Origin of the sequence: Cellulosimicrobium sp. CUA-896 (assembly GCF_001942335.1) — a bacterium.
Lineage (GTDB): Bacteria > Actinomycetota > Actinomycetes > Actinomycetales > Cellulomonadaceae > Cellulosimicrobium.
The window spans coordinates 1-26740 of the sequence record NZ_MKKH01000025.1 but is presented as its reverse complement, the minus strand read 5'-3'; the positions used below and the strand labels follow the sequence as shown (position 1 = coordinate 26740).

The window sequence follows — 26740 nt, the reverse complement described above, 5'->3', positions numbered from 1 at the left end:
CGTCCCTCCTTCGTTCGCGGTTCCCCGCCACCGTAGGCACGGGGCGCGCCCGCTCGCCGCTCGGCGCCGCCCGCGGGCCCGCCGCGGCGCGCGACCGGGCCCCGCGTGCGAGGGGACCGCACGCCTCCCAGGCTGGGGGCATGACGCCGCCCGACCTCGACCCGCGCACCGGCGCCCCGGCCCGCGAGCCCGACGGCGCGCCGGCGCGGCCCGTCGCCCTCGTCACCGGCTCGGAGTCGGGGATCGGTCGCGCCACCGCCGTGGCGCTCGCGCAGGCCGGGTTCGACCTCGCCCTCACCTGGCACGACGAGGACCACGACCCCGAGCGCACCGCCCACGAGGTGCGCGCCGCCGGGGCGCGGGTCGCCCTGCGCCGGCTCGACGTCACCGACGTGGGCGCGCTCGCGCCCGCCGTCGACGCGCTCGCCGACGAGCTCGGCCGGCTCGACGCCCTGGTCGCCGTCGCGGGCACCGGCACCTCCACCCTCCTGCTGGACCTCGACCTCGCGCGCTGGCGGCAGGTGCTCGCCACGGACCTCGACGCGCCGTTCGTGCTCCTGCAGGCCGCCGCGCGGCGCATGATCGCGGGCGGGCGCGGCGGGCGCGTCGTCCACGTCACGAGTGTCCACGAGCACGCCCCGCGCGTCGGCGCCGGCCCCTACTGCGCCGCCAAGGGCGGGCTCGGGCTGCTCACCCAGGTCGCGGCCCTCGAGCTCGCCGAGCACGGCATCACCGTCAACGCCGTCGCACCCGGCGAGATCGCGACGCCGATGACCGGGCAGGAGGACGAGGACCCGCACGACGCCCACCGCCCCGGCGTCCCGCTCGGCCGGCCCGGCGACGCGCGCGAGGTCGCAGCCGTCGTCGCCTTCCTGTGCGGGCCGTCCGCGACCTACGTCACCGGCGCGTCCTGGGCCGTCGACGGCGGCATGCTCCGCATGGGCCCGATGGCCGGGTCGCACCTGACGTCCGACGACTGGCGACGCCCCTGAGCACACCGCGGCGCACGCGCCCGCCGCCCCCGCACCCGTCCGACCACCACGCGCACGGACACCGTCCGTCCCGACCCCGGAGCAGGAGACCCCATGACCCACCACACGCCGTCCGACCCCGACCCCGCGGAGTCCCCGCGCCGCTCCCCCGCCGCCGACTTCTCCGCGAGCGGGGACGTGCAGCCCGGCGAGACGCCGCCCGCGGAGGACCAGGTCAGCGCCCCGCAGCCACGACGAGCAGGGCCCGGCGCGCGCCGTGCCCTGGGTCTGGGTCGCCGTGATCGGCGGCATCGCGGTCCTCACCGCGCTCTACTTCGTCGGCTACGCGGTCGGTCTCCTGGACTGAGCGGCCGCACGACGACGGGGCGCGCCCGGGCGTGGGTGACGGCGGCTAGCGTGCGGGCATGACCGTGCGCGTGCTGCCCGACCGGTTCGTCCTCGCCCACGACCCGGGCGCGACCTTCCCGGACGACGACGAGTGGGTCGCCCTCGTGCGCGCGCCCGAAGGACTGACCGTGCTGCGCCACGCCTCGCCGTTCGGCGGCGACGGCGAGCGCTGGGCCGGCTTCTACGCCGACGCCCACGGCCTCGACGTGCCCGGGGTGCTCGCCGCCGTCGTCGGCCCGCTCGCCGACGCGCGCGTCCCCGTCTTCGTCGCGTCGACGTTCCACGCCGACCTCGTGCTGGTCCCGGAGCACCGGCTCGAGGACGGCGTCGGGGCGCTGCGCGCCGCCGGGCACGCCGTCTCCGACGCCCCCCGGTCCGGCCGCCGCTGACCGCCCGACCCGTGGACGCCGGGCGGCCGCGGGTGCAGGATGGGCAGCGGCCCGCCGGGGCCGGCCGAGGAGGACGCGTTGGAACCCACCGCACCGCCCGTACGCGCCGCGATCGTCACCGTCGACGACGACCCGGGCGTGTCCCGGGCCGTCGCCCGCGACCTGCGCCGACGCTACGGCGACCGGTACCGGGTCGTGCGCGCCGAGTCCGGCCCGGAGACGCTCGACGCGCTGCGCGAGCTCGCGCTGCGCGGCGAGGACGTCGCCGTGATCCTCGCCGACCACCGCATGCCCGGCATGACGGGCGTCGAGCTGCTCGAGCAGGCGATGGACCTGTTCCCCGCCGCGCGGCGCGTGCTCCTCACCGCCTACGCCGACACCGACGCGGCGATCGAGGCGATCAACGTCGTCGACCTCGACCACTACCTGCTCAAGCCGTGGGACCCGCCCGAGGAGAAGCTCTACCCGGTCGTCGACGCCCAGCTCGAGGCGTGGCGCGCCACCGACCGCCGCCGGCCCGAGGAGGCCGTCGTCGTCGGGCACCGGTGGTCGGCCCGCTCCTCGCAGGTGCGCGAGTTCCTCGCCCGCAACCGCGTCCCCTACCGCTGGTACGCGTCCGACTCCGACAAGGGCACCCGCCTGCTCGCCGCCGCGCAGGCGGACGCCGCCACGCTCCCCCTCGTCGTCACCCCAGGGGGCGAGGCGCTCGTCGCGCCCGACGACGCGACGCTCGCGGAGAAGGTCGGGCTCGCCACCACGCCCACCGAGGCCTTCTACGACCTCGTCGTCGTCGGCGGCGGCCCCGCCGGGCTCAGCGCCGCGCTCTACGGGGCGTCGGAGGGCCTGCGCACCGTGCTCGTCGAGCGCACCGCGACCGGCGGCCAGGCCGGGCAGAGCTCGCGCATCGACAACTACCTCGGCTTCCCCGACGGGATCTCCGGGGGCCAGCTCGCCGAGCGCGCCCGCCGCCAGGCCGTGCGCTTCGCGCGGAGATCGTCACGACACGGGACGCCGTGGAGCTCGTCGTCGAGGGAGCCGCGCGCGGGGTGCGGTTCGGCGACGGGTCGTCGATCGACGCGCACGCCGTGATCCTCGCCTCCGGCGTCACCTACCGCCTGCTCGACGGGCCGGGCCTCGCCGACCTCGTGGGGCGCGGGGTCTACTACGGGTCCGCGCTCACCGAGGCGGCCGCGTGCGAGGACCAGGAGGTCTACGTCGTCGGCGGCGCCAACTCCGCCGGGCAGGCGGCCCTCTACCTCGCGCGCCTCGCCAAGCAGGTGACCCTCGTCGTGCGCGGCGACGAGCTGTCCCGCTCGATGTCGGCCTACCTCGTCGAGCAGGTCGAGGCGCACCCGCGCGTGCGGGTCCTCACCCGCACCGAGGTGGTGTCCGCGACGGGCGACGACCACCTCGAGCACCTCGAGCTGCGCGACGTCGACACCGGCGCCGTCACCTGCGTCGAGTGCGGCTGGGCGTTCGTCTTCATCGGGGCCGCCCCGCACACCGACTGGCTCGACGGCCTCGTCGCCCGCGACGCGCGCGGGTACGTCCTCGCCGGCCCCGACCTCACCCAGGACGGCGCACCCCCCACCGGCTGGACCCTCGACCGCGTCCCCTACCACCTCGAGACGTCCGTCCCGGGCGTGTTCGCCGCCGGCGACGTGCGCTCGGAGTCCGCCAAGCGCGTCGCCTCCGCCGTGGGCGAGGGCGCCATGGCCGTCATGCTCGTCCACCGCTACCTCGAACAGCTCTGACCGGGCCCCCGGCGGCCTCCGCAGGCCCGTACCGCTCCGACCGCACCGTCACCGGAGGTGACACCATGAGCGACTCCCAGACCGGCGCCACGACCGGCACCGGGACCGACACCGGGACCGGCACGAGCGGCTGGCTGCCGTGCGACGTCGACGAGCTGCGCGCCACGTTCCTCTTCGAGCACCTCACCGACGACCAGCTCGCGTGGCTGTGCCGCAACGGGCACGTCGAGCACGCCGAGCCCGGGTGGCTGTGCCGCGAGGGCGAGCCCGCCGAGTGCTTCTACGTCATGCTCTCGGGCGGCGTCGCGCTCTTCCGCCGCGTCGGCAGCGACGACGTCGAGATCAGCCGCACCCGCCAGGTCGGCGTCTACATGGGTGCGTGGAACGCCTACCTCGGCGACCGCCTGCCCCAGACGTACCTGCACAGCGTGCGCATCCTCGAGCCGTCGCGCCTGTTCGTGCTCGCCGCGCCGGACTTCGCCAAGCTCATGACCGAGTGGTTCCCCATGGCGGTCCACCTCCTCGAGGGCGTGTTCTGGGGCACGCGCGACGCGCAGCAGCTCCTCGGGCAGCGCGAGCGCCTCCTCGCCCTGGGATCGCTGTCCGCCGGGCTCACGCACGAGCTCAACAACCCCGCGGCGGCCGCCGTGCGCGCCACCGGAACGCTGCGCGAGCGGGTCGCGGCGATGCGGCACAAGCTCGCCCTCATCGCCGACGGCCCCTACGACCGCGCGACGCTCGCCGTGCTCATCCGCCTGCAGGAGGAGGCGCTCGAGCGGTACGCCGACGCCCGCACCGCCGACGCGGTCGGCGCCCTCGCGACGTCCGACCTCGAGGACCGCCTCACCGACTGGCTCGACGACCACGGGATGCCCGAGGGCTGGCGCGTCGCGCCGGCGCTCGTCCAGGCCGGGATCGACGAGCCCTGGCTCGACCGCGTCGCGCAGCGCGTCGACTCCGGCGCGCTCACGGGCGCCGTGAGCTGGCTCGCGTACACGATCGAGACCGAGCAGCTCATGGCCGAGATCGAGGACGCGACCGTGCGCATCTCCTCGCTCGTCGGCGCGGCCCGCCAGTACTCCCAGCTCGACCGCGCCCCGTTCCGCCCCGTCGACGTGCACGAGCTGCTCGACTCGACCCTGACCATGCTCGAGCACTCCCTCGACGGCATCGAGGTGGTCCGGCACTACGACACGACCCTGCCGCCGGTCCCCGTGTACGCCGCGGAGCTCAACCAGGTCTGGACCAACCTCGTGGAGAACGCCGCCCAGGCCATGGGAGCGCGGCCCGGCGGGCCGAGCACGGGGCCGGGACCCTGACCGTCACCACGCGCCGCACCGAGGACGCGGCGGAGATCGAGATCGCCGACACCGGGACCGGCATCCCCGAGGACGTCCGGCCCCGCATCTTCGAGCCGTTCTTCACCACCAAGCCCGTCGGGCAGGGCACCGGTCTCGGCCTCGACATCTCGTGGCGCATCGTCGTGGACAAGCACCACGGCGACCTCGCCGTGACGTCCCGCCCGGGCGACACCCGGTTCGTCGTCCGCCTGCCGCTCACCGCCCCACGGGCCGGCGGCGGCGACTGACCGCCCGGACGACGCACCTCATCGCACGGCCGCCAGCCAGCGGTGCAGCTCCGTCGCGAGCGCGACGGGCGCGTCGAGCTGCACGAGGTGACCGGCGTCCGGCACGACGTGGAGCGTGGCGCCGGGGATCGCGTCACGCAGGCGGTGGGCCCGGTCCACGGGGACCCACGTGTCCTCGGCGCCCCACACGACGTGCACCGGCGCCGCCACGCGGCCGAGCGACGGCTCGAGCTCGGCCGTGTGCGCCTCGTCCGCCTGCGCGACCTGCCGGTAGAACGCGGCGCGGCCAGCGTCGTCGGTCCACGGCCCGACGAGGGCCGCGAGGTCGTCGTCGCGCAGCCCGCGGTGGCTCGCGCCCCGCACGTAGGCCTCCAGCGCCCCGCGGTGCACGGCGGCCGGGAGCCGCTCGAGGACGTCGGCGTGCTCGCGCACGAGCCGGAAGAACGGTGAGCCCCACGGCCGCAGCACGACCGCGTCCACGAGGCACAGCGACGCCAGCGGCACCCCGTGCAGCAGGTGCGCGCGCAGGGCGACCGCGCCGCCGACGTCGTGCGCCACGACGTGCGGGGCCGCGCCCGCTCCGCCGTCCCGGCCGTCCAGGCCCCACAGCGCGAGCAGGTCCGCGAGCAGCTCGCCCTGGGTCGCGAGGTCGACGGCGTGGTCCGCGTCCTGGGACGACAGGCCGAAGCCCGGCATGTCCCACACGTGCACGGTCATCTCGGCCGCGAGCGCCTGCGCGTAGGGGGCCCACAGCCACGACGACCACGGCGTCCCGTGGCACAGCACGAGGGGCGGTCCGCTCCCCCACCGTGCCCACGCGACCTCGCGCCCGCGCCACGTCGTCCGTTCCCTGAGCTCCACGTCCCCGACCTCCTGCACGTCCTCGACACCTCGGGTAGCCACGCTATCCGGGGGAAAACCGTGGACGGCAGGCTCGCACCGGCATAGCCTTCTCCCGTCCGGGTGATGCCGTCCGGACGCTCGACCGTGACGACGACCAGGGGAAGGCGGGTGGACCCGATGCTCTGCCGGTGCCCCGTCGTCCCCGCCCGAAGGCGCTCGTCAGGTAGACGGCGCCCCGTCGTCCGCCTGCAGAGCCGTCCTGGGTCGTCGTCCTGGGGCGGCTCTCGTCGTCCCGAGGCCCGGCACGACGGAGGGAGGCGGACGATGAGCGAGGTGGTGATCTACAACCTCGGCGGGAGCCAGGTGCTCGGCCGCGTCTCGTTGCGTCACGCCATCCGCATGCTGCACCGGCGCGTCGCCGAGGTCCTCGAGGCGGTGGAGGGCGAGACGTTCGGCCCCTACCAGCGGCCGCGGTCGGTCGAGCTCGTCCGGTACGTGCACGCCCGCTGGGTGTACGAGCGTCAGGGGCGCGTGCCCTACTCCCGCGCCGCGCTGCTGCGGCGCGACGCGCACCGCTGCGCCTACTGCGGCGGGACGGCGACGACGATGGATCACGTCGTGCCCCGCTGCCAGGGCGGCACCACGACGTGGCTCAACGCGGTCGCGGCGTGCGAGCCGTGCAACGCGGTCAAGGGCGGCCGCACGCCCGCGCAGGCGGGCATGCGGCTGCTCAGACCCCCGTTCGAGCCGACGTTCCGGGACGTCTACCCGGGGGCTCAGCGCAGGATCTCGACGAGCAGCACCCACGCGTTGCCGATCGACGCGACGAAGGCGGCGAGCACGCCGGCGGTGACGACGTAGAGCCCGGCGTCCTGCCGCAGGCACAGCAGGATCCCGCCGCCGACGACGACCGCCGCCGGCACGTAGCCCACCATCCCCTTGGCGACGACCTGCCCGCGCCGCAGGGGCGAGGGCGCGCGCAGGAGCAGCCGTGCCGAGCGCACACCGACGACCAGCACGACGCGCCCGCGAGGACGGTCACCGCGCCCAGCACGGCGAGCGGGACGCCCGGCACGAGCCCGACGCACGCGACGACGAGGACGAGCACGAGGCCCGCGACGCTCGTCGCGGCGCGCGACGTCATGCCGCGGATCGCGACGATGGCCTGCACGTTGACCGACAGCGCGACGATGAGCAGGCCGGCGAGGGCGGCCGCCGCGCCGGCGAACGTGGTGAGCAGCGGGTCCCAGTCGGCGTCCACGGCGTCCACGGCCCCACCCCCGTCCCCGCACCCGCGGTCCTCGGAACGTAGCGAGGACCCGCGGGCCACGGCAACCCGCTCAGCCCGCGCGGCGGAACGGCCCCCAGGCGTCGGCGCCCGGCTCCTGGCCGCGGGTCCACCACCGCGCGACCCACACCGCGCCGTCGTGCACCACCGCGTCGCCCGCGGTGACGACCCGCGTCGGGGTCCACACCGGCGTGCCGGTCGCGTCGACGGCGAGCTCCTCCCACGGGCCCCACGACGACGCACCGGGGGTGGTGCCGCGCGCGTACCACTGCGCCCGGTACAGCGCGCCGTCGTGCACGACGACGTCTCCCGCCCCGTAGGTCGTGCCCGCGTCATAGGCGGGTGCCTCGACGGGACCGATCACGCCCGCGCCGGCACCCGCCCGCACGATCGCCGGGACGGCCCACGTCGGGTCGATCCGCCCGTGCAGCGTGGGTGTCCAGCGCGCCGCGTCGGCGAGCCGGTCCGCCGGGTCCACCGACGCGTTGTAGAGCGCCAGGAGGTCGACGGGCTCGCCGTTCACGGTCGAGCCGGTCTCGAACAGCCGCTCGCCCTTCCAGCGCGTGATCACGCGGGCGGGGTCGACGCCGTCGGCGAGCTCGAACGCGTTGTTCTCGGCGTAGATGCTCGAGCCGATCCCGGCGCCCCAGTAGTACTGGAAGATGCCCTCGCGGGTCTGCTCGTAGAGGTTGTCGTAGACGTGCACGTCCCCGAACCGCACGCGCGGCGCGCGCTGCCCGACATCGGTCCACCGGTTGTGGTGGTACGTCACCCGGTGCGTGCCGGCGTCCTGGGTGCGGCTGTCCGAGGACCCGAGGATGGCCGTCTTGTCGTGGTCCGAGAAGTGGTTCCAGGAGACCGTCACGAGGTCGGACCCGTGCGTGATGTCGAGCAGGCCGTCGTGGATCTCGAACGGGCGCCGAACACCGTCGGCAGCGACGACGGCGGGTGGGCGCCGTCGTCGAACGAGCTGTGGTCGACCCACACGTTCCGCGACGTCCAGACCGACAGGTTGTCGTACGCCGAGTTCCAGTTCCCGGACTCGCCGTCGCCCGGGTCCCACTCGGGGAAGCAGTCTCGCGCGTCGGAGAACGTCAGGTTGCGCACGATGACGTCGCGCGCGTCCCGCACCCGCAGGCTCGCGCCGACGATCCGCGCGTCGTCGCCGAGGCCGACGAGCGTGACGTGGGACCCGACGTGCTGGAGGGTCACCGCGGCCTGCGCGGCCGCCGCGGTGACGCGCGCGTCCTCGAGCGGTCCCGCCGGCGCTGCCACCCGTACGTCGCCGGGTCGTAGGCGGCGACGTAGTCGTCCATCGAGAACGGCTCTCCGGTGCCGGCGACCGGGACGGTCGCGGCGATCGCCTCGCAGCTCGTGCCCGCGAACGCGTCGATCTCCCCGTCGACGTAGACGATCCGCGGTGTCGTGTCCGTGCGGCCCCCGCGCCGCCGAGGGCCGCGCGCAGCTCGTCCCAGGTGTCGACGACGACCACGTGCTCGTCGTCGGCGGCCGCGCCGCCCGTCGTGCCGCCGTCCGCCGCTGCCCAGCCGTCGTCGGGCGCCAGCGTCTGCCGCCCGAGGTCCGCGGCGCCGGGTCCTCCGGGCGGCGCGTCCTGGGCGCCGGCGGCACCGGCACCCGTCACGGCCAGCGCCGTGAGCGTCGTCATCACCGTCGCTGCCGCGAGAGGTCGCGAGAGCGCTCGCCGTCGTGCCATCACCCAACTCCTTCGTCGTGTGCTGCGAATGACGCGGGAAACCGGTTTCTGCGCGTCGCCGGCGAGTCTGGCACACGCGCCCGGGAAAGCGCTACCCGCGGCGTCGCGCTCGACGCCCGCACGTCCCGGGACGACGATGGGTGGCGGACGGGAGGTCGTGCCCATGGGCTGGTACACCGAGCACGTGCTCGACGCCGGTCGCGCGCCCGCGCTGTTCGCGCTCGTCGGGTTCGTCCTCACGTTCGTCGTCGTCCGGGCGATCACGCGACGCATCCGCGCGCGGAGCACGGCGCCGGGCCCGGCGGGCGGGACGGACGCCGCGCACCCCGCCGTCCCCGGCCCCGACCGGCCGGCGGGCGGCCGCGAGCGCCGCGGGCTGGTCGGGGACGTGACGATCGGCGGGGTGCACGTGCACCACCAGGTGTGGGGGATCCTGCTGGTGCTGCTGACGGGGATGCTGGAGTTCCGCTACTCCCCCGCGAGCCCGTGGTCGGAGGTGCTGGCGCTGCTCTTCGGTGCCGGTGCGGCGCTGGCGCTCGACGAGTTCGCGCTGTGGCTGTACGTCGACGACGTGTACTGGACGCAGGACGGGCAGAAGTCGATCACCGCGATCCTCGTGGGTGGCGCGCTGGGGGGTGCGCTGCTGCTGTCGACGTCGCCGGTGGGCGAGTCGCCGGAGGACGGGACGGCGCCCGCGCGGGTCGCGTTCGTCGTCACGGTGGTGGTGCACCTGGTGCTGGCGTTCGTGGCCGTGCTCAAGGGCAAGCTCGCGACGGGGCTCATCGGGGTGGTGGTGCCGCTCGTCGCGCTCGTGGGAGCGGTGCGCCTCGCCAAGCCGGCCTCGTACTGGGCGCGGCGGCGGTACGCGGGCCGTCCGCGGCGCCGGGAGCGGGCGGAGCGGCGCTTCGGCCCGCGGTACCGGGCGCGGCAGGAGCGGCTGCGCACGCTGCTCGGTGGCGCGCCGGGACCGGCAGGGGCGGCGGGGGCGGCGGGGGCGGCGGAGGCACGGACGACGGCGCAGTCCTCGCGCTCGGGCCCGCCGGCGACCGGCTGAACCGCGGCGAGCGCTGGGCTCGCACGGGGCGCAGGGCTACCGTGAGAGATGGACGGTCGCGGGGCGGCTCGGTGTCGTCGACGGTCCTGTACCCGAGGAGGGGTGCGCCATGAAGGACGTGCGCTGCATGCTGGGCATGCACCGGTGGGTCAGGCGTCAGGTCGAGGACTCGCAGTTCGTGGAGTGCGCGCGGTGCGGTCGGGACCGGCCGACGATCCCGGCGGGGTCGCGGGGATGGCGCCTCGGTCAATGACCCGCGGTCTCGGCGCCGACGAGCGCCGGGTGCTGGAGCAGGTCGCGCGGCTCTGCGCCCGCGCGGACGACCCGCTGGCGCTGCTGCGCGACGTCGCGACGGTGGTGCGGCGCGCCGTCCCGTACGCGGCGGCAGGGTGGCTGCTCGTCGACCCCGACACCCTGCTGCTCACGGGGGTGCACGCGGAGGACGTCACGCGCGAGCAGCACCTCGCGCTCATCGAGCTCGAGCTCACCGAGGAGGACGTCAACACCTTCCAGGAGCTAGCCGCGCGGGACGTCGCCGCGGCGTCCCTGTCCGCCGCGACCGGTGGCGACCTGGCGCGCAGCGCGCGCTGGCGGCGCGTCTACCGCCCGGCGGGGTACGGCGACGAGCTCCGGACGGTGTTCCGGTCGGCGTCCACCACGTGGGGTCATGCGTGCCTCACGCGCCGCGCGGACGACCCGTTCTTCAGCGCGCGCGAGGTCGCGCTCGCGGGTCGGGTGTGTCCTCACGTCGGCACCGGGCTGCGGACCGCCCTGCTCCTCGCGGGCGCGGCGCGTGCCGAGGACCCGGGTGCCCCGGCTCTTGTCGTCCTCGACGCCGAGGGGCGTGTGCGCTCCGTCAGCGAGCGCGCGTCGACGTGGCTCGGCCCGCTCGAGGACGCCTCGCTCGCGAGCACGATCGTGCTGCACGAGGTGGCGCAGCGGACCCGGGCGCTGGCGTCCGGGACGCCGGGGCCGCCCGCGTGGGCGCGCACGCGGTCCGTGACCGGGGACTGGCTCGTGGTGCGGGGAACGCTGCTCGACGACGGGCACGTCGGCCTGGTGTGCGAGCCGGCGAGCCGGGCGGAGGTCGCCCCGGTGCTGCTGCGCCTGCGCCGGCTGACCGATCGCGAGCGCGAGGTCACCGGGTTGCTGCTGCGCGGGACGTCGACCGCCGGGGTCGCGCGCGAGCTGTGGATCACCCCCGAGACGGTGCGCGGTCACGTCAAGGCCATCTTCGCCAAGCTCGGGGTGAGCAACCGGGCGCAGCTCGCCGCGCTCCTCGCGGACGACCCGGCCGCGCAGGTCGTCACGTCCGGGCCGCGGTGACCGCTCGTGCACCGCCCGCCGCGATCTCGTCGGCGACCCGGCGCGCGGTGCGCCCGACGTACCCGGTGAGCCCGGGGCGGAACACGAACCCGACGAAGCGCAGTCCGGGCGCGACCTCGGCACCGTCGCCGTCGCGCGGCATGCCGCGACGGTCGAGCACGCCGAGCCCGCCGACGAGGCGCTCGAGCCCGGTCCGGTACCCGGTCGCGGCGACGACGACGTCGGCCGGCACCGTCTCGCCGCCGGCGACGACGACGCGTCCGGCACCAGGCGGACGGCCGAGGGCACGCACCGGATCGCACCGGAGCGGATCGACCCGAGCACCTCGCGGTCGACGATCGCGGTGCCCGCCCCGCGCTCGAGGAGCTGGGAGACGGCTCCCCGCGTGGGTCGCGGCAGACCGTAGGCGGACAGGTCGCCGACCGTGGCCCGTTGCAGCGCGAACAGGAGGCGGTCGACGAGCCGCACCGGCAGGCGGAGCAGCAGCGGCACCGGCAGGTCCCCGGGCAGGCCGCCCATCTGCCGCAGCAGGATGTTGGGCGCCGTCCTGACGGAGAGGTGCACCGAGGACGCGCCGGCGTGCGCGAGCTCGTGGGCGATCTCGAGCCCGGTCGACCCTGCTCCCACGACCACGACGCGCCGGCCCGCGTACGGCGCGGCGCTGCGGTACTGCGCCGCGTGCAGCAGCTCGCCGTCGAACCTCCCCGGCCAGGCCGGGACGACCGGCTCCCGGTAGACCCCGGTCGCGACGACGACGTGCTGGGCGCGCCGCGGACCGTCGTCCGTCTCGAGCGTCCAGGAGTCGCCGTCGCGGCGCAGGGCGCGCACGTCGACGCCCGGCTCGACGGCGACCCGGTGGTCGGCCGCGTACCGGCGCAGGTAGGCCACGTACTGGTCACGGGTGGGGAACTGCCCGAACACGCGCGGGAACGGGGCGCCGGGCAGCGCGGACCGGCCGCGCGAGGTGTTGAACCGCAGCGCGTCGTAGCGCGCGGACCAGGCCGCACCGACCTCGCCCCGCTCGAGCACCACGGTCTCGATGCCACGCGCGGTCAGCGCGGCCGCCGTCGCGAGGCCGGACGGTCCGGCGCCCACGACGAGCACGCGCGGGACCACGGAGGCGGGTGCGGTGGACATGAGGTGACCTCCTCCTTCGCCGCGGCCCTGGACGAGCCGTCGCTCCCAGCCTCGCCCGCCCGCGGGGCACGCGGCCATCCCCCACCTGGGGGGTCCCGCGAGGTCGGACGGACGGGGGGCGAGGCACCGGCCGCCGGTCAGAGCATCCGGTGCAGCAGCCGGTCGCGGTCGACGAGCTGGTGCTTGAGCACGAGCCCGAGGTGCAGCGCGAGCGCCGCGAAGAGGACGACGTGGCTGGTCACGTGGAGCCAGAGCAGGTCGTCGTCCCCCGACAGGAGCAGGACGACGCCGGTGGCGGGCATCACGAGGAGCGACACGTAGAGCGCGAGCTCGGTGCCGTGCGCGAGGCGGCGCTCCCCCGCGGTCAGGCCGGGCGCCCACGGGGGCAACGGGGTCAGTCGCCGCCACGCCAGCCTCGCCAGGGCGAGGACGACGATCGTCGTCCCGAGCGCGACGTGCGCCACGAGCAGCCCGTCCACGTCGCCGTCGAGCAGCGCGCCCAGCCCGTCGCCGTCGGTCGCCTCGTCGGTGTCACCCCCGCGTCCGCGACCGCGGCCCGGCTCGTCGCCGGGTCCGCGCCCACGACCCCGGCCGCCCCCGCCGTCGTCGAGGAGGTAGCCGATCGCGAGCTGCACGGCGAGCGCGGCGACGGTGACCCAGTGCAGGGTCTTCGTCACCGTCCCGTAGCCGCTCGCGTCGTTGCGCAGCCTCACGCCCGCATCATCGCGGGTGGGCGCGGGCTCGGCCACCCCGGGCGGTCGCGCGACCTCGCGTCGTCCGCCGCGGAAGGAGCCACCGGGTCCGGTTCGGACGGCGTGGCAGCACGCGCCGCCGTAGCGTGACCGGCATGAGCACTCCGGTCCACCACGACGTGCTGGTCGTCGGCGGCGGCAACGCCGGCCTGTCCCTGGCCGGGCGCCTGCGGCGCGACGGCTGCACCGACGTCGCGGTCGTCGAGCCCAAGGACGTGCACGAGTACCGGCCGCTGCTGTCGTACGTCGCGTCCGGCATGGCCACGGTCGACGACCTCACCCGGCCGCAGGACGACGTCGTGCCCGACGGCGTGCACCGCTACGCGGACCGGGTGGTCGCCGTCGACCCCGTGCGCTCCGTCGTGCGCCTCGCGAGCGGCACCGAGCTCGGCTACGGCGACCTCGCGGTGTGCCCCGGGGCGGAGGTCGACTGGGACGCGGTCCCCGGGGCGCAGGACGCCGTCCGCACGCCGTACGCCGCCACGAGCTACGTCACCGAGCACGCGGCCTCGACGTGGTCCATGCTGTCGTCGCTGACGTCTGGGCGCGTGGTGTTCGCGGTCGCCGCCCGGCACGTGCCGTGCTACCCGGTCGGGTACAAGCCGTTGTTCGTCGCCCTCGACCACTGGGAGCGCGAGGGCGTGCTCGACGCGATCGACGTCGAGCTCGTCGTCGAGGCGCACCGGCTCGTGGACGACCCGCGCGCCGAGCCCGCGCTGCGCGCCGCGGCCGAGCGGTACGGCGTGCACGTGCGCACGGGGACGCGGGTCGAGTCGGTGGACGCCGACGACCGCACCCTGCGGCTGGCCGGCCCGCAGGGCAGCAGCACCACCGCGTACGACGCCCTGTACGTCGCGCCCCCGCACCGGGCCCCCGCGTGGATCGCCGAGAGCGGCCTCGCCTCGCCGGAGAGCGACGGCTTCGTCGCGGTCGACCCGCGCACCCTCCAGCACGTCGCCCACCCCCGCGTGTGGGGCCTCGGGGACGCTGCCGCCGTCGACGCCATGCCGTCCGGCGGAGCGCTACGGCGGCAGGTGCCCGTGGTCGCGCACAACATCCAGGCCCGGCGCAAGCACACCTCGATGCAGCACTACGACGGCTACACGGTCGCGCCGGTCACGACGTCGGGGCGCGAGCTGCTGCTCGCCGAGTACGACCGCGAGGGACGGCCCGACCCCGGCTTCCCCCTCGTGAACCTCGCCCGGCCGAGCCGCGCGCTGCTGCTGTTCGACCGGTACCTCCAACCCCCGATCTACTGGCGCCGGCTCATCCAGGGCAAGGTCTCCTGATCCGCGTACGCCCGCCCACGCACGCGTCGCCGCGACCCTGCGCGGAATCCGGTCGAGACGCCGCCGGCTCCCGTGGCACAGTGCGTCCATGACCGGTGTCCCCCGGACGGCGACCGACCCGCTCGCGCGCGTCACCTGGCCCGTCACCACCGCACGCCTGGCGCTGCGACGTCTCGACCCGGCCGACGCCGAGGCGTTGTGGTCCTACCGGCAGCTCGAGGACGTCGACCGCTGGCTCGGTGTGCGCCCGCGCGACCTCGACACGTGGCGCTCCCACCTCGGCGAGGCCCCTCGCGCCGCCCAGACGCTCGTCGTCGAGCACGCGGGCGCCGTCGTCGGGGACCTCTACCTCGCCGTCCGCGACGGCTGGGCGCAGAGCGACGTCGCCGACCGGGCCGCGGGGGCCGAGGCCGAGGTCGGCTGGGTGCTCGACCCCGCGCACCAGGGCCGCGGGCTCGCGACCGAGGCCGTGCGCGCGCTGCTGCGCGTATGCTTCGCCGACCTCGGCCTGCGCCGCGTCACCGCGAGCGCCTTCGCCGCCAACGCCCCGTCGTGGCGGCTCATGGAACGCGTCGGGATGCGTCGCGAGGCGGTCGGCGTGCGCGACTCGCTGCACCACGAGCTGGGCTGGATCGACGGCGTGACGTACGCCCTGCTCGCCGAGGAGTGGACCGCAGCACCGCCCGCGGCGAACTAGGCTCGACAGGTGGCTACCTTCTCCGCCGTCACCCGCCAGCACATCCTCGCCGCGATCGCGGAGTACGACGACCGCGGGGCCGAGAACTTCCTCGGCGTCTACGGGTTCACGCCGTCGGTGCGCGAGACGCTCGACCACGAGGGCCGCACGTACGACGCGAAGGCGGTCCTCGGCGTCGCGCACCGGCACGCGACCGGTCGCGTGGCCACCGCCGACGAGCTCGCGGGCGGCAAGGTGGACGCGGTGACGATCCTGCGCAAGCGCGGGTTCGAGGCGAGCGGCCCGGTGTCCGCCGCGCCCGCGCCGGCCGCCCCGTCCCGGCGCGCGCCCGCCGCCCCGCGAACGCGGACCACGACGCCGCGACGCACCGCCGAGCCGGAGAAGCCCGCCGCCGTGTGCCCGACGTGCTTCATGACGCTCCCCGCGACGGGTGTGTGCGACACCTGCGGCTGAGCACCGCCTCGTTCAGCTCGCGCACGACACGACGGGAGCCGTGTCGGCCGCAACGGCGGCCGTACACGTCCAGCGGCCGGAGACCACCGTCACCAGGACGTCTTCACGAGGGTCTGTGGAGACGGCCGTCAACTCCTGCTTCAGCGTGCCGTCCTCGGCGGCCGTCGTCGTCATCGTGGCCAGGGTCTCTGCCGCGCCACGGACCGTGGTGGTCGACGCCGCCCCGGGCTCGGCGCCGGACACGTCCACGGTGACGGCCACCGTGGCGGACCGTGAACCGTCCGCCGCCACCGGGTCGAGAAGTCGGGAGACGGCGAGCCGTGGCTGGTCCCCGGGCTCCACGACGAACGCGTGGAGCCCGGCCGCCGCCCCCAGCAGCACGGCCACGATCATCGCGATGGCCGCCCACCGGAGCGCCACCCCGCGCACCTCGACACGGCGGCGGTACCAGCGGCGCAGCTCCTCGCGGTTCACCGTGTTCAGCCGGCTCGAGGTGAGCACCTGGCACGTCATCGCCGCGGCCACGGCGAGCACCGCCAGAGCGACCGCCGCGAGCGCCAGTCGACGCTCCCAGGGGTCTGTGAGGATCGTGGCCGTGGCCACGAGCCCCAGCGCGGTGAGCACCGTGCCCACGAGTGCCAGCTGCCCGACCACCCGCTCCGCCGCGGCGTCGACACGCTGGAGGGACTTCGCCGGGGTCAGCTCGTCGGCCAGCGCGTCCCAGGCGTCGTCGGCCGGGGTGGGCGGCAGTCCGTAGGAGACGGTGCCGTCCGCCTCGGGCGGACTCGACGTCGTCATGGCGCCCTCACCCCTGCCCGTCGGCGTCGACGTCCGCCCACGTCGAGCGCCGGTAGTAGGTCTCGTGCCAGTCGTCGGCGGTGAAGCCGTACTTTCCGCGCGCCCGCACCGGATGGGGGGCGGGCGGCTTGCCGTCCGTGACGCCGGGGCACGACACGGTGATGTCGAACGGCAGCCGCTCCGCCGAGGAGCGCGCGCGCAGGCTCAGACCGAGCCGGGTGGAGGACTGGTCGAGCACAAGGGAGCCGTCGCGGTAGCCGACCTGCGTCGGCGTCCCGTCCGCGGTGAGGGACGCACGAACGGCCTCCGTGATCGCGGTCGTGTTCGCCCGGCCCCGGTGCGTGGCGCACCCGTGGCGGGGAGGATCGAGCTGCATCGCGGCGCCCTCGTCTCGACGTGCCTGCCTTCACCGTTCCTTGCCATGGTCGTGCGGTGCGCCGGGTCCCGGCAAGGTCACGCGCGGGTGAAGCCGGAGACCGTCGGAGAGCACCTGCGCAGCACGAAGAAGAACGGGCGTGCCATGCCGCGGGCGTCCATGAGGCCGAGCAGCGTGTCGTCGTCGACGGCGCGGAGGTGGTCGTCGATCGGTTGCGCGTCGTAGGTCATGGTCGCGCTCACGACGCCGCGGAACACCGTCTCCCGCAGCCGCGCCCGCGGCCGCCGGGTACGTGCGAGAGGCAGCGCCGCCCGCACGACGCGCGCGACGAACGGTCGCCGCAGGACGGCGGCACAGCGCAGCACCAGTCCCAGTGGCGCGAGCGCCGGGTTCAGGTCGAGCACCCGGCCGCGGCCGGTGTCGCACAGCAGCGGGTGCGCGTCGCCGTCGGGCTCGAACCGCTTGCCGTACCAGCGACCGCCTCGAGCACGCCTTCGAGCGGGTGCGCCGTCGGCAGGCCGGACCCGCGCCACGTGCCGACCAGGGCGCCCGGGCTCGCCCCGGGAAGGGCGTCGAAGAACGCGAGCGCCGTGGCCGTCGTCGTGCCGTCCTCGAGCGCGGCCAGGGTGGCCGCGGCCGTCGCCGGGCGCGGCGACGCCTCGTCGTCCTCACCCACGTCCCACCTCCCCGCCCGCGGTCCTCGACGATCCTCCCCGGTCGCGACCGCCGCCGCCTCCGGGCGCGGGGACCGTCCCGATTGCCGGGTTCGCGGCGCTCCCGCAGGCTGGGGCGATGACGGACGACCCCCGCGTCACCTCGCTGCGCCGCGGCGGCCTGGTGTTCGACGTGCACGACGACGGCCCGCTCGACGGCGAGCCGGTCGTCCTGCTCCACGGCTTCCCGGAGGACTCGTCCAGCTGGTCGCGTGTCGTCCCGCTGCTGCACGACGCCGGCCTGCGCACGGTCGCGCTCGACCAGCGTGGGTACTCCCCCGGTGCGCGGCCGCTCGCGCGCGGGGCGTACCGGCTGGACTTCCTCGTCCAGGACGTCCTCGCGCTGCTCGACCGGACCGGTCCGGCGCACGTCGTCGGGCACGACTGGGGCGGCGTCGTGTCCTGGGCGCTCGCCGCGTGGGCGCCCGCGCGGGTGCGCAGCCTCACGGTGCTCTCCACGCCGCACCCGGGTGCCCTGTCCCGCTCCCTCGTGCGCTCGAACCAGGGGCTCCGGTCGCTGTACGTGGCCGTGCTCCAGCTTCCCGCTCTGCCGGAGGCGCTGCTCGGGCGGGCGCTGCCGTCGCTGCTCCGGCGCTCCGGCGTGCCGGGCGAGGACGCCGACCGGTACGCGGCGCGGATGCGGGACCCCGGCGCGCTGCGCGCGGCCCTGCACTGGTACCGCGCGCTGCCGCTGTCGCGCACGCCCGTGGCCGACGTGACCGTGCCGACGACGTACGTGTGGGGCGCCCGCGACCCCGCGCTCGGGCGTCGTGCCGCGGAGGACACCGAGCGCTTCGTGCGGGCGCCCTACCGGTTCGTCGAGCTCGACGCGGGCCACTGGCTGCCCGAGGTCGCGGTGGACGACGTGGCCGGTGCCGTGACCGACCGCGTCGCGACGGCGTGATGGCGCACCCGCGCACCGCGCGCCATCCCCTCGTGCCCGGCGACCTCGTCCGGGCAGCCGCGCTCGTCAGCCTGCTGGTCGCCCCGTTCGTCCTCGGCGGCCTCGGCGCCGCGTTGTTCCTGCTCGTGCTCGGCGGTGTCATGGTGCCGCGCGCGATCGGTGTCCCCGCCGCACTGGACGTCCCGTACGGGCTCTCCCTCCTCCTGGCGGCGTGGGCGGCGCAGCTCTCCTGGTACGAGGCGGTGCCGTGGCTGGACCTGCCGGTCCACGCGGCGTGCACGGGGCTGATCGCGGCCGTCGCGTTCCACGTCCTCGCCCGTGCGGGCCTGGACCCCGCTCCCGCGACGGGTCGCACCCGACGGCGTACGGCGGCCGTCGTCGCGACGACCGGGCTCGGCGCGGTCGTCGCGATCCTGTGGGAGGTCGGCGAGTGGGCCGGGTACACCTACCTCGACGACGGCATCGGCGTCGGGTACACCGACACGATCGGCGACCTCGTCTGGGCGCTGGCCGGAGCCGTCGTCGCCGGCGCCCTCGTCCCGCTCCGCGACCCGGTGCCCGGCGACGACCGCGCGCGTCTCGACCACCGGGCGCCCGACGCCGGCTGAGCGCAGGATCGACCCGACGGCATCGCTCGGAGGAGGACACGTGGACGCCCCCGCACTGCACGACCCCGCACCCCACGGGCCGGACGACCCGGGCCCGTTCTTCCACGGCACGAAGACCGCCCGGGAGCCCGGCGAGACGATCGAGCCCGGGTACGGATCGAACTTCGGCAGCCGCCGCACCGCGCGCTTCGTCTACCTCACCGCGACGCTCGACGCCGCCGTCTGGGGCGCCGAGCTCGCGGTCGGCGAGGGCCGCGGGCACGTCTACCGTGTCGAGCCGACGGGGCCGTTCGAGGACGACCCGAACCTCACCGACACGCGCTTCCCCGGGAACCCGACGCGCTCGTACCGCACCCGGTCCCCCCTGCGCGTGCTCGGCGAGGTCGAGGACTGGGAGAACCACCCGCCCGACGTCCTGCAGCACATGCGCGACCACCTCGCCGAGCTCGACCGTCAGGGTGTCGAGGCGATCGAGGACTGAGGCGGCCCTCCCCGCCGCGCGTACCCGCGCGCCGTGCCGCGCGTCAGCCGGGCATCAGCCGAGCGTCAGCCGGCCGCCGGCGGCTGCACGTCGAGCACCCAGGTGACGCCGAACCGGTCGGTGAGCATCCCGAACCCCGGGCTCCAGGGCGAGGCCGCGAAGGGCTCGACGATCTCGGCGCCGTCGGCCAGCGCCTCCCAGTACGTCGTGACCTCGGCGAGGGTCTCGCCGCGCACGGACTGGAAGAACGTGCGGTCGGTGATCGTGGCGCCGTTCTCGCGCGTCGTGGTGCCCGCGACCGCGGCGCCGTCGGTGTCGTCGTGGCCCGGCACGTCGTAGGCCATGAGCCGGAAGCCGTCCGCGGCCGAGACTGGCCGAAGACGACCTTGTCCGCGCCGGGCGCGTCCTGCGGCATCCCGACGTCGCCGTAGGTCGTCGCAACGACCTGCCCGCCGAACACGGACCCGTAGAAATCGAGCGCCTGCCGTGCGGTGCCGCGGAAGTTGAGGTGGGTGGTGGTGGTGATCGCCATGAGGTGTCCTTCGTGTCGCTGGTGGCGTGCGGCGGTGTGCCGTCAGGACGACGCTGACACCATCGGAGGACAGGTGCGGTCCTCCGAGTGCGCGAGACTCGTGCCATGGTCGGCACGTCGTCCCGGATGCTCACGCTGCTGTCGCTACTGCAGACGCGACGCGACTGGCCCGGGCACGTCCTCGCCGAGCGCCTCGGCGTGACCCCGCGCACCGTGCGCCGCGACGTGGACCGGCTGCGCGAGCTCGGGTACAAGATCGGCGCCGCGAAGGGGCGGCACGGTGGCTACCGGCTCGCGGCCGGGTCCGAGCTCCCGCCGCTGCTGTTCGACGACGCGCAGGCCGTCGCGGTCGCCGTCGCCCTGCAGGACGCGCCGTCCAGCGGTGTCGCGATCGACGAGGCCGCGCAGCGGGCGCTCGCCACCGTCCGGCAGGTCATGCCCTCGCGGCTGCGTCACCGCGTCGACGGCATCCGCTTCACCGGCACGGAAGCCACCTCCCGCGTCGCCCCGGACGTGCTCGAGACCGTCAGCGCCGCGACGCGCGACCGGCGCACCCTCCGGTTCGACTACGCCGACGAGGACGGCCCGGCACGTCACGCCGAACCGCACTCCGTCGTCGCCCGCGGCGGCCGCTGGTACCTCGTCGCGTGGGACCTCGACCGGGCCGACTGGCGCATCTTCCGCCTCGACCGCCTGGCCCCGCGCACGCCCGGCGGCGCGCGGTTCACCCCGCGAGCGCTCCCCGCGCCGGACGCGCGCACGTTCGTCGCCGCGCGGGCCAAGGGATCGCCGGCGCAGGACCGGTGGCCCTGCACCGGCGAGGTCGTCGTCGAGCTCCCGGCCCGCGAGGTCGCCCCCTGGGTCGAGGACGGCGAGGTGACCGCGATCGACGAGCGCTCGTGCCGGCTCGTCGCCGGGTCGTGGTCCTGGACCGGGCTCGTCGCGCTCGTGCTCCGGTTCGACGCCCCGTTCACGGTTGTCGGCCCGGAGCCGCTGCGCGCGGCTGCAGCCGCGCTGTCGACCCGGCTCGCCGCCGCCGCGACCGCACCCTGACCCCACGACGCCGTGGCGCGAGAAGGAGGACCGCTGGTGTCCCCGGCGCGCGCGAGGATGGGAACCATGGCCGACGACGCGCGCGCACCCGAACCGCTGATCGTCCCCGACGCCGCCGCGTGGCGGGCGTGGCTGGACGCCCACGAGGACACGTCCGACGGCGTGCGCCTCGTCCTCGCGAAGAAGGGGACGCGCGAGCCGACGTCGCTGACCTACGCCGAGGCCCTGGAGGCCGCGCTGTGCAGCGGCTGGATCGACGGGCGCCGCAACGCGCGCGACGCCGGGACGTTCCTCCAGCACTTCACGCCACGACGCGCCCGCTCGCTCTGGTCGCAGCGGAACGTCGGCCTCGTCGCCGGGCTCGTCGCGTCGGGGCGCATGCGCGCCCGCGGGCACGCGGAGGTCGAACGGGCGAAGGCCGACGGCCGGTGGGACCGGGCGTACGCCGGGCAGGCCGCGGCGGAGGTCCCGCCGGACCTCGCGTCCGCGCTGGAGGCCTCGCCCGTCGCGGCGGCGCGGTTCGCCGGGCTCACGCGCGCCGACCGGTTCGTCACCATCAGCCAGGTCGTCACCGCGACCGACGACGACACCCGCGCCCGCCGGATCACGCGCGCCGTCACCGCGCTGGAGCGCGACGAGCCCTGAGACCCGGCGTGCGGCACGGCTCGGCGTCTGGCGGCACGGCTCCTGGCGGCACGGCTCCTGGCGCGGCTCAGCGGGAGAGCGGCGCCTCGACCTCGGAGCTCCGCTGAGGCTCGGTCGCCGTCGTGCGCCGCGCGCGCCGCAGCGCGAGGGTCGCGAGCGCCACACCGATCGCGGCGCCGATGGTGTTCGCGAGCACGTCGTTGGTGTCGCAGGAGCGGCCGAGCGCGGGCAGGAGCGTCTGCAGCAGCTCGATCGTCACGGACCCGAGCACGCCACCGGCGAGGACGAGCCACGGGCGCCGGCTCGCGGCGACGGCGAGCAGCGCCGGCGGCACGAACAGCGCGATGTTGGACACCATCTCGACGTTGCCGGGGGTCGGGAGCTGCCAGGTGACGACGCAGGCCTCGGCGTCGCCGCCGGTGGGCACGAGGGTGAGGAACGCGACGGGCACGAGCGCGACGCCGAAGGCCGTCCACGCCGCGCGCGGGCGGCCGGCGAGCCGGCGCGCCGCGACCGGGCCGAGCGCGACGAACGCGGTGAGCGCGGCCATCGGCAGCCACGAGTGGGTGAGGATCACCTGCATGAGCACGAGGGACGACGCTACCCGTGCCGGACCGGACGAGCGGTCACCGCACGCGGGGCGTCCGCGACCGGTGCTCGAGCCGGATCGCCGCGGCGCCGAGGACCGCCCCCACGAGCGCGCCGATCGTGTTGGACAGCCAGTCGTTGGTGTCGCAGGAGCGTCCGAGCGCGGGCACGAACGCCTGCACGGTCTCGATCGCGGCGGAGGCCGCGACGCCGGCGCGCAGCGCGAGGAACGGTCGGCGCGTCGCGACGGCCGCGAGCAGGACGGGCGGGACGAAGAGGATGACGTTCGCCATGAGCTCGACGCGGCCGAACGTCGGCAGCGCCCAGTCGACGGCGCAGCGCTCGACGATCTCGCGGCTCGTCGGCACGAGGGTCAGGAGGACGACCGGGAGCAGCGAGGCGCCGAACAGCGTCCACGCCGCCCGGGGCCGGCCGAGCAGCCAGCGGCCGGCGAGCGGACCGAGCAGCACGAGCACGGCCAGCACGACCGGCGAGAACCACGGGTGCGCGACGAGCAGGGTGGTGATCACCGGGTGACAGTACTGGTCAGCCGGTCTCCACCGTCTCGCGCCGCTTCTGCCGGGCGAACCGCGCGGCAGGTCCGGGCCGTCCCACACCTGGATCGACTTCCAGATCGACGCGGCGATCGGCACGGCGAGCACGGCCCCGGTGATGCCCGCGAGCACGGTCCCGGCGGTCAGCGCGACGAGGATGACCAGGGGGTGCAGGCGCAGCGTCTTGCCCATGACGACCGGCTGCAGCAGGTCACCCTCGAGCTGGTTCACCGCGATGACGATGGCGACGACGATGAGCGCCTCGACCGGCCCGAGCGCCACGAGCGCGACCAGGGTGGCGAGGATGCCCGCGAGCGTGGCCCCGACGAGCGGGATGAACGCGAGCAGGAACACGAGCACCGAGAGCGGGATGACGAGGGGCACGCCGACGATCGCGAGCCCGATGCCGATGGCGACGGCGTCGACGAGCGCGACGATCGCGGTGCCGCGCACGTAGCCGCCGAGGGTGCTGACCGTGGCGTCCCCGACGCGCTTGCCGCGCGCGTACCGCTCGCCCTCGAACGGGCGCAGCAGGAACTCCCACATCGCCGGGCCGTCCTTGAGGAAGAAGAACAGCACGACGATCATCACGAGGAACCCGGCGACGAAGTCGACGGTCTGCGACACGCCCGCGAGCGCCCCGGCCCCGACGGCGTCGGACTGCAGAAAGCCGACGACGGAGTCCTGCACCGACTGGAGCTGCTCCTGGGAGATGTCGAACGGCAGGTCCTCGACGAACGACTGGAGCTCGTCGAAGCCCTCGATCGCCTGGTCGCGCAGGATGGGCCACTGGTCGACGACGGCCGCGGCGACGAGCCACACGACGCCGGCGAGCGCGGCCACGACGGTGGCCAGGGAGATGATCGTCGCGAGCAGGGACGGCACCCCCTTGCGCCGCAGGAAGCCCACGAGCGGCGAGATCGCGGCGGCGAGCACGAGCGCGATGAGCACGGGGATGACGATGAGGGTCAGCCGCGTGACGACGAACACCGCGACGGCGATCAGGGCGAGGATCGCGAGGACCTGCACGGACCGGGTGCCGACACGGCCGACGCCGTCGGCCCAGAGCTGGGACACACCCGAGCGGTCCGGGCCGGCGGGGCCGGGCTGCGTCGTCGTCCCGCGGCGCGCGGGCGTGTCGGCGGGCCCTCCGGCCGCGGGCGCCCTGTCGTCGACGCGGCCGGTCGCGCGCTCCTGCGGTCGACGCCTGCCCCAAGCCATCCTGTCCCCTCTCGTCGCACGGTCAGGGGCCACAGTGCCACGTCACCGGCGTGCCCGCTGGCTGCGCGGTCGCGCGCGCCGGGTCAGTCGTCGCCGTCGAACAGCCCGCCGTCGAGCAGCCAGTGGTACCGCAGGCGCAGGGCGCGTTCCGTGCTGGCGAGCAGGGTCGCGACGACGAGCGCGACGTTGACCGCCCCGGAGAGGTGGACGGGGGAGGTGAACGTGCCGACGTTCTCCGCGACGGGCGGGATCTGCGAGACCTGCTCCACGAGCTGGGGGACGCCGAGGACGAGGGCGACGGCGAGCACGGCCCACGAGACGGCCCCGATGGCCCGGCTCGCTCCCGGGTGGTCGCGCTCGAGACGCGCGCGGCGCCCCTCGGCCGACGCCGGGTCGGGCACGAGCTGGCGCGCCGGCCCGCCGTCGTCCGGCACGTAGTGGCACCGCCGGAGCCCGTAGCTGCTGGTCTCGACCTCGATCGTGCCGCCGGTGACGGGGAACGCGGCCGGCAGCTTCGACGTCGCATGGTGGCGTCCGTCCCGGTACAGCCGCGCCCGCACCTCGCCGTCGTCCTTGTCGCCCCAGAGCCGGACGTCGACGGACCACTCCTCCGGCCGGCCGTCCGCGTCCGTCAGGCGCAGGTGGAACACGGTGCGCGAGAACGGCTGCCACCACCGGAAGCGCGGGAGCGCGTGACCGTCGCCGGGCCGGAGTCGCCGGGCGGCACGCCGCCGCTTCCAGTTCGAGGGCACGCCCGCAACCTAGCAACGCAGGCCGAGATGCGCCGTTCGTCCCGGCGGCCCGCTACCGACGGACCCGGTGGCGGTGGTACACGACGTTCGGCCCGAAGACGCGGCTCTCGACGAGCTCGAGGTCGACGTGGCGCTCGTGCTGCGGGAAGTACGAGATGCCGCCGCCGACGAGCACCGGGTAGACCATGACGCGGTACTCGTCGATGAGGTCGTGCTCGGCGGCCTGGGCGGCGAGCGTCGCCCCGCCGATCGCGATGAGGCCCTCCCCCGGCTCCACCTTTAGCTTGTCGATCTCCGCCGCGACGCCCTCCGTGGCCAGCCGCGCGGAGTCGTCGACCTCAGTGAGCGTCTTGGAGAACACGACCTTCGGCAGGGGGTTCCACAGGTCCGCCCACACGCGTTCGGCCTCGTCGAACGACGCGGCGTTGTCCGGGTCGTCCCAGTACCGCATCGTCTCGTAGAGCCGGCGCCCGAGCAGGTGGACGTCGACCTCGCGGATCTCGTCCGTGAAGTGCTGGAACACCTCCGGCTCCGGTCCGGACCAGTCGAAGCCGCCGTCCGGTCCGACGATGTAGCCGTCCAGCGAGATGTTCATCGAGTAGATCACGTCGCGCATCGGTCGTCTCCTCCGTGGTGTGGGGTCGGCAGTGAGACCGCGCGGGCCGGTCAGACTCGTCGGCCCGGCGCCGCCTCGCGCCGCTCCGGCTCCCCGCCCGGAGCGAGGTCCTGCGTCCCCAGCACACCGAGCAGCCGGATCTTCTCCTCCGACGCGCTGCCCGGCGACGCGGTGATGACGAGCAGCGCCTGCAGCTGGTCCTCGGTGAGCAGCACCTGGCAGTCGACCTCGATCTCCCCCACCTCGGGGTGCACGAGCACCTTGTGATCGGCGAACCGCCGCGCGACCTCCTGCCGGTCCCACAGCTCGGCGAACTCCGGGCTCGTCTCCTGGAGGACGGCGACGAGCTCGCCGGCGCGCGACGTCGCACCGAGCGTCCCGACGGCGGCGCGCAGTCCCGCGACGAGCGCCCGGCCCTGGCGGTCCCGGTCGTGCTCGGGGTGAGACGGCGCGCGCCGTCCCGGGGTGGGCGAACCAGCGGTAGATCTCGCTGCGCTCCCACCCCGTGTACGCGGTGGCGTCGCCGTAGAGGGCGCGGGCGAGGTCGTTCTGCGCGAGCGTCTGCCCCAGCGGGTCGAGGATCAGCGCGGGGGTGTCGGAGAGCCGGTCGAGCACGCGCTGCAGGGCGGGCGCGACGTGGCCGGGGTCGACCGTGCGGTCCGGCACGCCGTGGCCGGCGACGCGGTAGAGGTAGTCGCGCTCGTCGGCCGTCAGACGCAGCGCGCGGGCGACCGACGCGAGGATCTGCGTGCTCGGCTGCGGGCCGCGCTGCTGCTCCAGGCGCGTGTAGTAGTCCGTGGACATGAGGGCGAGCTGCGCCACCTCCTCGCGGCGCAGTCCCGGTGCCCGACGACGCAGCCCGGGTCCCAGCCCGACGTCGCCCGGCTGCAGGGCCTCGCGGTGGCGGCGGAGGAAGTCGGCGAGGGCGGCGCGGTCCATGGTGCCCATCGTGGTCGGCGTGCGCCGTCCGTGCCAGGGATCCCCGGTCCCCCGTTCACCCGTCTCTGCCGCGACCGGCGAGGGCTGCCGAGGATCGAGGCATGGACATCACCAACAGCACCGTCTTCATCCCCGGCGCGACGAGCGGCATCGGTCTCGCGCTCGCCGTCGCGCTCCACGAGCAGGGCAGCACCGTCGTCGTCGGCGGGCGCCGCACCGAGCTGCTCGAGCAGATCGCCGCCGAGCACCCCGGCATCGACACCGTCCGCATCGACACCACCGACCCCGAGAGCATCG

33 protein-coding genes and 4 pseudogenes are annotated in these 26740 nt (G+C 75.6%); 20 read left to right on the top strand and 17 right to left on the bottom strand.

From position 1 onward, the window contains the following. The first annotated feature begins 140 nt into the window (after positions 1-140). From BJF88_RS09700 to BJF88_RS21920, 8 genes and pseudogenes are all read left to right on the top strand, one after another. On the top strand, positions 141-992 hold the full coding sequence (locus BJF88_RS09700; protein ID WP_075828643.1) for an SDR family oxidoreductase: 852 nt from the start codon (positions 141-143) through the stop codon (positions 990-992). Positions 993-1085: 93 nt separating this feature from the next. Next, positions 1086-1169: pseudogene (locus BJF88_RS23450) on the top strand (hypothetical protein); the annotation flags it as partial. Between the two features lie 79 nt (positions 1170-1248). Continuing rightward, a complete protein-coding gene (locus BJF88_RS20435; protein ID WP_222843974.1) occupies positions 1249-1338 on the top strand; it encodes a hypothetical protein in 90 nt (29 codons plus the stop codon). 58 nt (positions 1339-1396) lie between these two features. Beyond that, positions 1397-1768 (top strand): ACT domain-containing protein, encoded by a 372-nt coding sequence (locus BJF88_RS09695; RefSeq protein ID WP_075828642.1) that lies wholly within the window; start codon positions 1397-1399, stop codon positions 1766-1768. 78 nt (positions 1769-1846) lie between these two features. Beyond that, positions 1847-2857: an FAD-dependent oxidoreductase gene (locus BJF88_RS21930; protein WP_255371925.1), complete on the top strand. Its 1011-nt coding sequence runs from the start codon at positions 1847-1849 to the stop codon at positions 2855-2857. Continuing rightward, positions 2815-3522 (top strand): NAD(P)/FAD-dependent oxidoreductase, encoded by a 708-nt coding sequence (locus tag BJF88_RS21925; protein WP_255371924.1) that lies wholly within the window; start codon positions 2815-2817, stop codon positions 3520-3522. The genes BJF88_RS21930 and BJF88_RS21925 overlap by 43 nt, the downstream gene beginning before the upstream one ends. Positions 3523-3587: 65 nt before the next feature. Next, complete coding sequence (locus BJF88_RS09685) at positions 3588-4841, top strand: cyclic nucleotide-binding domain-containing protein (RefSeq protein ID WP_255371923.1); 1254 nt, start codon at positions 3588-3590, stop codon at positions 4839-4841. Further along, the gene (locus BJF88_RS21920) at positions 4763-5110 is read left to right on the top strand and encodes a sensor histidine kinase (RefSeq protein WP_255371927.1); all 348 of its coding nucleotides are present in this window, start codon (positions 4763-4765) and stop codon (positions 5108-5110) included. Before BJF88_RS09685 ends, BJF88_RS21920 begins: the two co-directional genes overlap by 79 nt. 18 nt (positions 5111-5128) lie before the next feature. On the opposite strand, the gene BJF88_RS09680 is transcribed toward BJF88_RS21920, so the two are convergent. Continuing rightward, positions 5129-5971, bottom strand: a complete 843-nt coding sequence (locus BJF88_RS09680; protein ID WP_075828658.1) for an alpha/beta fold hydrolase — start codon at positions 5969-5971, stop codon at positions 5129-5131. Between the two features lie 306 nt (positions 5972-6277). On the opposite strand from BJF88_RS09680, the gene BJF88_RS09675 reads away from it, so the two are divergent. Then, entirely contained in the window at positions 6278-6814 is a 537-nt protein-coding gene (locus BJF88_RS09675; protein WP_075828641.1) for an HNH endonuclease, read from the top strand. Here the strand turns inward: BJF88_RS09675 and BJF88_RS09670 are convergent. From BJF88_RS09670 to BJF88_RS19580, 3 genes are all read right to left on the bottom strand, one after another. Then, the gene (locus BJF88_RS09670; RefSeq protein WP_075828640.1) at positions 6730-6972 is read right to left on the bottom strand and encodes a hypothetical protein; all 243 of its coding nucleotides are present in this window, start codon (positions 6970-6972) and stop codon (positions 6730-6732) included. The genes BJF88_RS09675 and BJF88_RS09670 overlap by 85 nt on opposite strands. A 321-nt stretch (positions 6973-7293) precedes the next feature. Further along, the gene (locus BJF88_RS09665) at positions 7294-8106 is read right to left on the bottom strand and encodes a carbohydrate-binding protein (protein WP_187346211.1); all 813 of its coding nucleotides are present in this window, start codon (positions 8104-8106) and stop codon (positions 7294-7296) included. After that, positions 8103-8516 (bottom strand): hypothetical protein, encoded by a 414-nt coding sequence (locus BJF88_RS19580; RefSeq protein WP_075828638.1) that lies wholly within the window; start codon positions 8514-8516, stop codon positions 8103-8105. Before BJF88_RS19580 ends, BJF88_RS09665 begins: the two co-directional genes overlap by 4 nt. A 602-nt stretch (positions 8517-9118) precedes the next feature. Between BJF88_RS19580 and BJF88_RS09655 the strand changes: the two genes are divergently transcribed. Together BJF88_RS09655 and BJF88_RS09650 are read left to right on the top strand one after the other, a co-directional pair. Beyond that, on the top strand, positions 9119-10009 hold the full coding sequence (locus BJF88_RS09655; protein WP_139315994.1) for a hypothetical protein: 891 nt from the start codon (positions 9119-9121) through the stop codon (positions 10007-10009). 249 nt (positions 10010-10258) lie between these two features. After that, positions 10259-11335, top strand: coding sequence for a helix-turn-helix transcriptional regulator (locus BJF88_RS09650; protein ID WP_075828636.1), 1077 nt, complete (start codon positions 10259-10261; stop codon positions 11333-11335). On the opposite strand, the gene BJF88_RS20430 is transcribed toward BJF88_RS09650, so the two are convergent. From BJF88_RS20430 to BJF88_RS09640, 3 genes and pseudogenes are all read right to left on the bottom strand, one after another. After that, a complete protein-coding gene (locus BJF88_RS20430; RefSeq protein WP_222843973.1) occupies positions 11316-11627 on the bottom strand; it encodes a hypothetical protein in 312 nt (103 codons plus the stop codon). The genes BJF88_RS09650 and BJF88_RS20430 overlap by 20 nt on opposite strands. Positions 11628-11911: 284 nt before the next feature. After that, positions 11912-12472, bottom strand: a pseudogene (locus BJF88_RS23445) (FAD-dependent oxidoreductase); the annotation flags it as partial. A 137-nt stretch (positions 12473-12609) separates the two neighbouring features. Then, positions 12610-13185: a cytochrome b gene (locus BJF88_RS09640; RefSeq protein ID WP_158068915.1), complete on the bottom strand. Its 576-nt coding sequence runs from the start codon at positions 13183-13185 to the stop codon at positions 12610-12612. A 134-nt stretch (positions 13186-13319) separates the two neighbouring features. Between BJF88_RS09640 and BJF88_RS09635 the strand changes: the two genes are divergently transcribed. The 3 genes from BJF88_RS09635 to BJF88_RS09625 all read left to right on the top strand — a co-directional run bounded on the left by BJF88_RS09635 (position 13320) and on the right by BJF88_RS09625 (position 15663). After that, the gene (locus BJF88_RS09635) at positions 13320-14513 is read left to right on the top strand and encodes an NAD(P)/FAD-dependent oxidoreductase (protein WP_075828657.1); all 1194 of its coding nucleotides are present in this window, start codon (positions 13320-13322) and stop codon (positions 14511-14513) included. An 88-nt stretch (positions 14514-14601) separates the two neighbouring features. Continuing rightward, positions 14602-15210: a GNAT family N-acetyltransferase gene (locus tag BJF88_RS09630; RefSeq protein ID WP_075828634.1), complete on the top strand. Its 609-nt coding sequence runs from the start codon at positions 14602-14604 to the stop codon at positions 15208-15210. 9 nt (positions 15211-15219) lie between these two features. Continuing rightward, complete coding sequence (locus BJF88_RS09625) at positions 15220-15663, top strand: hypothetical protein (protein WP_075828633.1); 444 nt, start codon at positions 15220-15222, stop codon at positions 15661-15663. Between the two features lie 12 nt (positions 15664-15675). On the opposite strand, the gene BJF88_RS09620 is transcribed toward BJF88_RS09625, so the two are convergent. The 4 genes from BJF88_RS09620 to BJF88_RS20415 form a co-directional block, all read right to left on the bottom strand. Continuing rightward, positions 15676-16461, bottom strand: a complete 786-nt coding sequence (locus BJF88_RS09620; protein ID WP_075828632.1) for a hypothetical protein — start codon at positions 16459-16461, stop codon at positions 15676-15678. Positions 16462-16468: 7 nt separating this feature from the next. Next, entirely contained in the window at positions 16469-16837 is a 369-nt protein-coding gene (locus BJF88_RS09615; protein ID WP_075828631.1) for a hypothetical protein, read from the bottom strand. Between the two features lie 77 nt (positions 16838-16914). Next, complete coding sequence (locus tag BJF88_RS20420) at positions 16915-17241, bottom strand: DUF4334 domain-containing protein (protein WP_222843972.1); 327 nt, start codon at positions 17239-17241, stop codon at positions 16915-16917. Then, complete coding sequence (locus BJF88_RS20415; protein WP_222843971.1) at positions 17229-17513, bottom strand: GXWXG domain-containing protein; 285 nt, start codon at positions 17511-17513, stop codon at positions 17229-17231. The genes BJF88_RS20420 and BJF88_RS20415 overlap by 13 nt, the downstream gene beginning before the upstream one ends. 116 nt (positions 17514-17629) lie before the next feature. Here BJF88_RS20415 and BJF88_RS09605 point away from each other — a divergent pair, with 116 nt between their 5' ends. The 3 genes from BJF88_RS09605 to arr are packed head-to-tail and all read left to right on the top strand — an operon-like array spanning position 17630 to position 19543. Next, positions 17630-18454 carry an alpha/beta fold hydrolase gene (locus BJF88_RS09605; protein ID WP_075828630.1) on the top strand — a complete coding sequence of 275 codons (825 nt, stop codon included), beginning with the start codon at positions 17630-17632 and terminating at the stop codon, positions 18452-18454. Between the two features lie 32 nt (positions 18455-18486). Continuing rightward, positions 18487-19062: a hypothetical protein gene (locus tag BJF88_RS09600; protein WP_255371922.1), complete on the top strand. Its 576-nt coding sequence runs from the start codon at positions 18487-18489 to the stop codon at positions 19060-19062. Positions 19063-19102: 40 nt separating this feature from the next. After that, complete coding sequence (gene arr, locus BJF88_RS09595) at positions 19103-19543, top strand: NAD(+)--rifampin ADP-ribosyltransferase (RefSeq protein WP_255371921.1); 441 nt, start codon at positions 19103-19105, stop codon at positions 19541-19543. A 65-nt stretch (positions 19544-19608) separates the two neighbouring features. Here the strand turns inward: arr and BJF88_RS09590 are convergent. Beyond that, positions 19609-20075 (bottom strand): annotated as a pseudogene (locus tag BJF88_RS09590) (VOC family protein). 105 nt (positions 20076-20180) lie between these two features. Here BJF88_RS09590 and BJF88_RS09585 point away from each other — a divergent pair. Continuing rightward, on the top strand, positions 20181-21128 hold the full coding sequence (locus tag BJF88_RS09585; RefSeq protein WP_075828628.1) for a YafY family protein: 948 nt from the start codon (positions 20181-20183) through the stop codon (positions 21126-21128). Between the two features lie 66 nt (positions 21129-21194). Then, the gene (locus tag BJF88_RS09580; protein ID WP_083649021.1) at positions 21195-21773 is read left to right on the top strand and encodes a YdeI family protein; all 579 of its coding nucleotides are present in this window, start codon (positions 21195-21197) and stop codon (positions 21771-21773) included. A gap of 67 nt (positions 21774-21840) precedes the next feature. Here the strand turns inward: BJF88_RS09580 and BJF88_RS09575 are convergent, their stop codons facing one another. The 5 genes and pseudogenes from BJF88_RS09575 to BJF88_RS09550 all read right to left on the bottom strand — a co-directional run bounded on the left by BJF88_RS09575 (position 21841) and on the right by BJF88_RS09550 (position 26443). Continuing rightward, positions 21841-22356, bottom strand: coding sequence for a VanZ family protein (locus tag BJF88_RS09575; RefSeq protein ID WP_139315998.1), 516 nt, complete (start codon positions 22354-22356; stop codon positions 21841-21843). A gap of 43 nt (positions 22357-22399) precedes the next feature. Beyond that, on the bottom strand, positions 22400-24136 hold the full coding sequence (locus BJF88_RS09565; RefSeq protein ID WP_255371920.1) for an AI-2E family transporter: 1737 nt from the start codon (positions 24134-24136) through the stop codon (positions 22400-22402). 83 nt (positions 24137-24219) lie between these two features. Next, entirely contained in the window at positions 24220-24888 is a 669-nt protein-coding gene (locus BJF88_RS09560) for a hypothetical protein (protein ID WP_075828624.1), read from the bottom strand. Between the two features lie 52 nt (positions 24889-24940). Further along, positions 24941-25504 carry a dihydrofolate reductase family protein gene (locus tag BJF88_RS09555; RefSeq protein ID WP_075828623.1) on the bottom strand — a complete coding sequence of 188 codons (564 nt, stop codon included), beginning with the start codon at positions 25502-25504 and terminating at the stop codon, positions 24941-24943. Between the two features lie 50 nt (positions 25505-25554). Further along, positions 25555-26443: pseudogene (locus BJF88_RS09550) on the bottom strand (helix-turn-helix transcriptional regulator). Positions 26444-26544: 101 nt separating this feature from the next. Between BJF88_RS09550 and BJF88_RS09545 the strand changes: the two are divergent. After that, positions 26545-26740, top strand: a 196-nt coding sequence (locus BJF88_RS09545; protein WP_139315992.1) for an SDR family NAD(P)-dependent oxidoreductase, incomplete at its 3' end; no start/stop codon positions are given.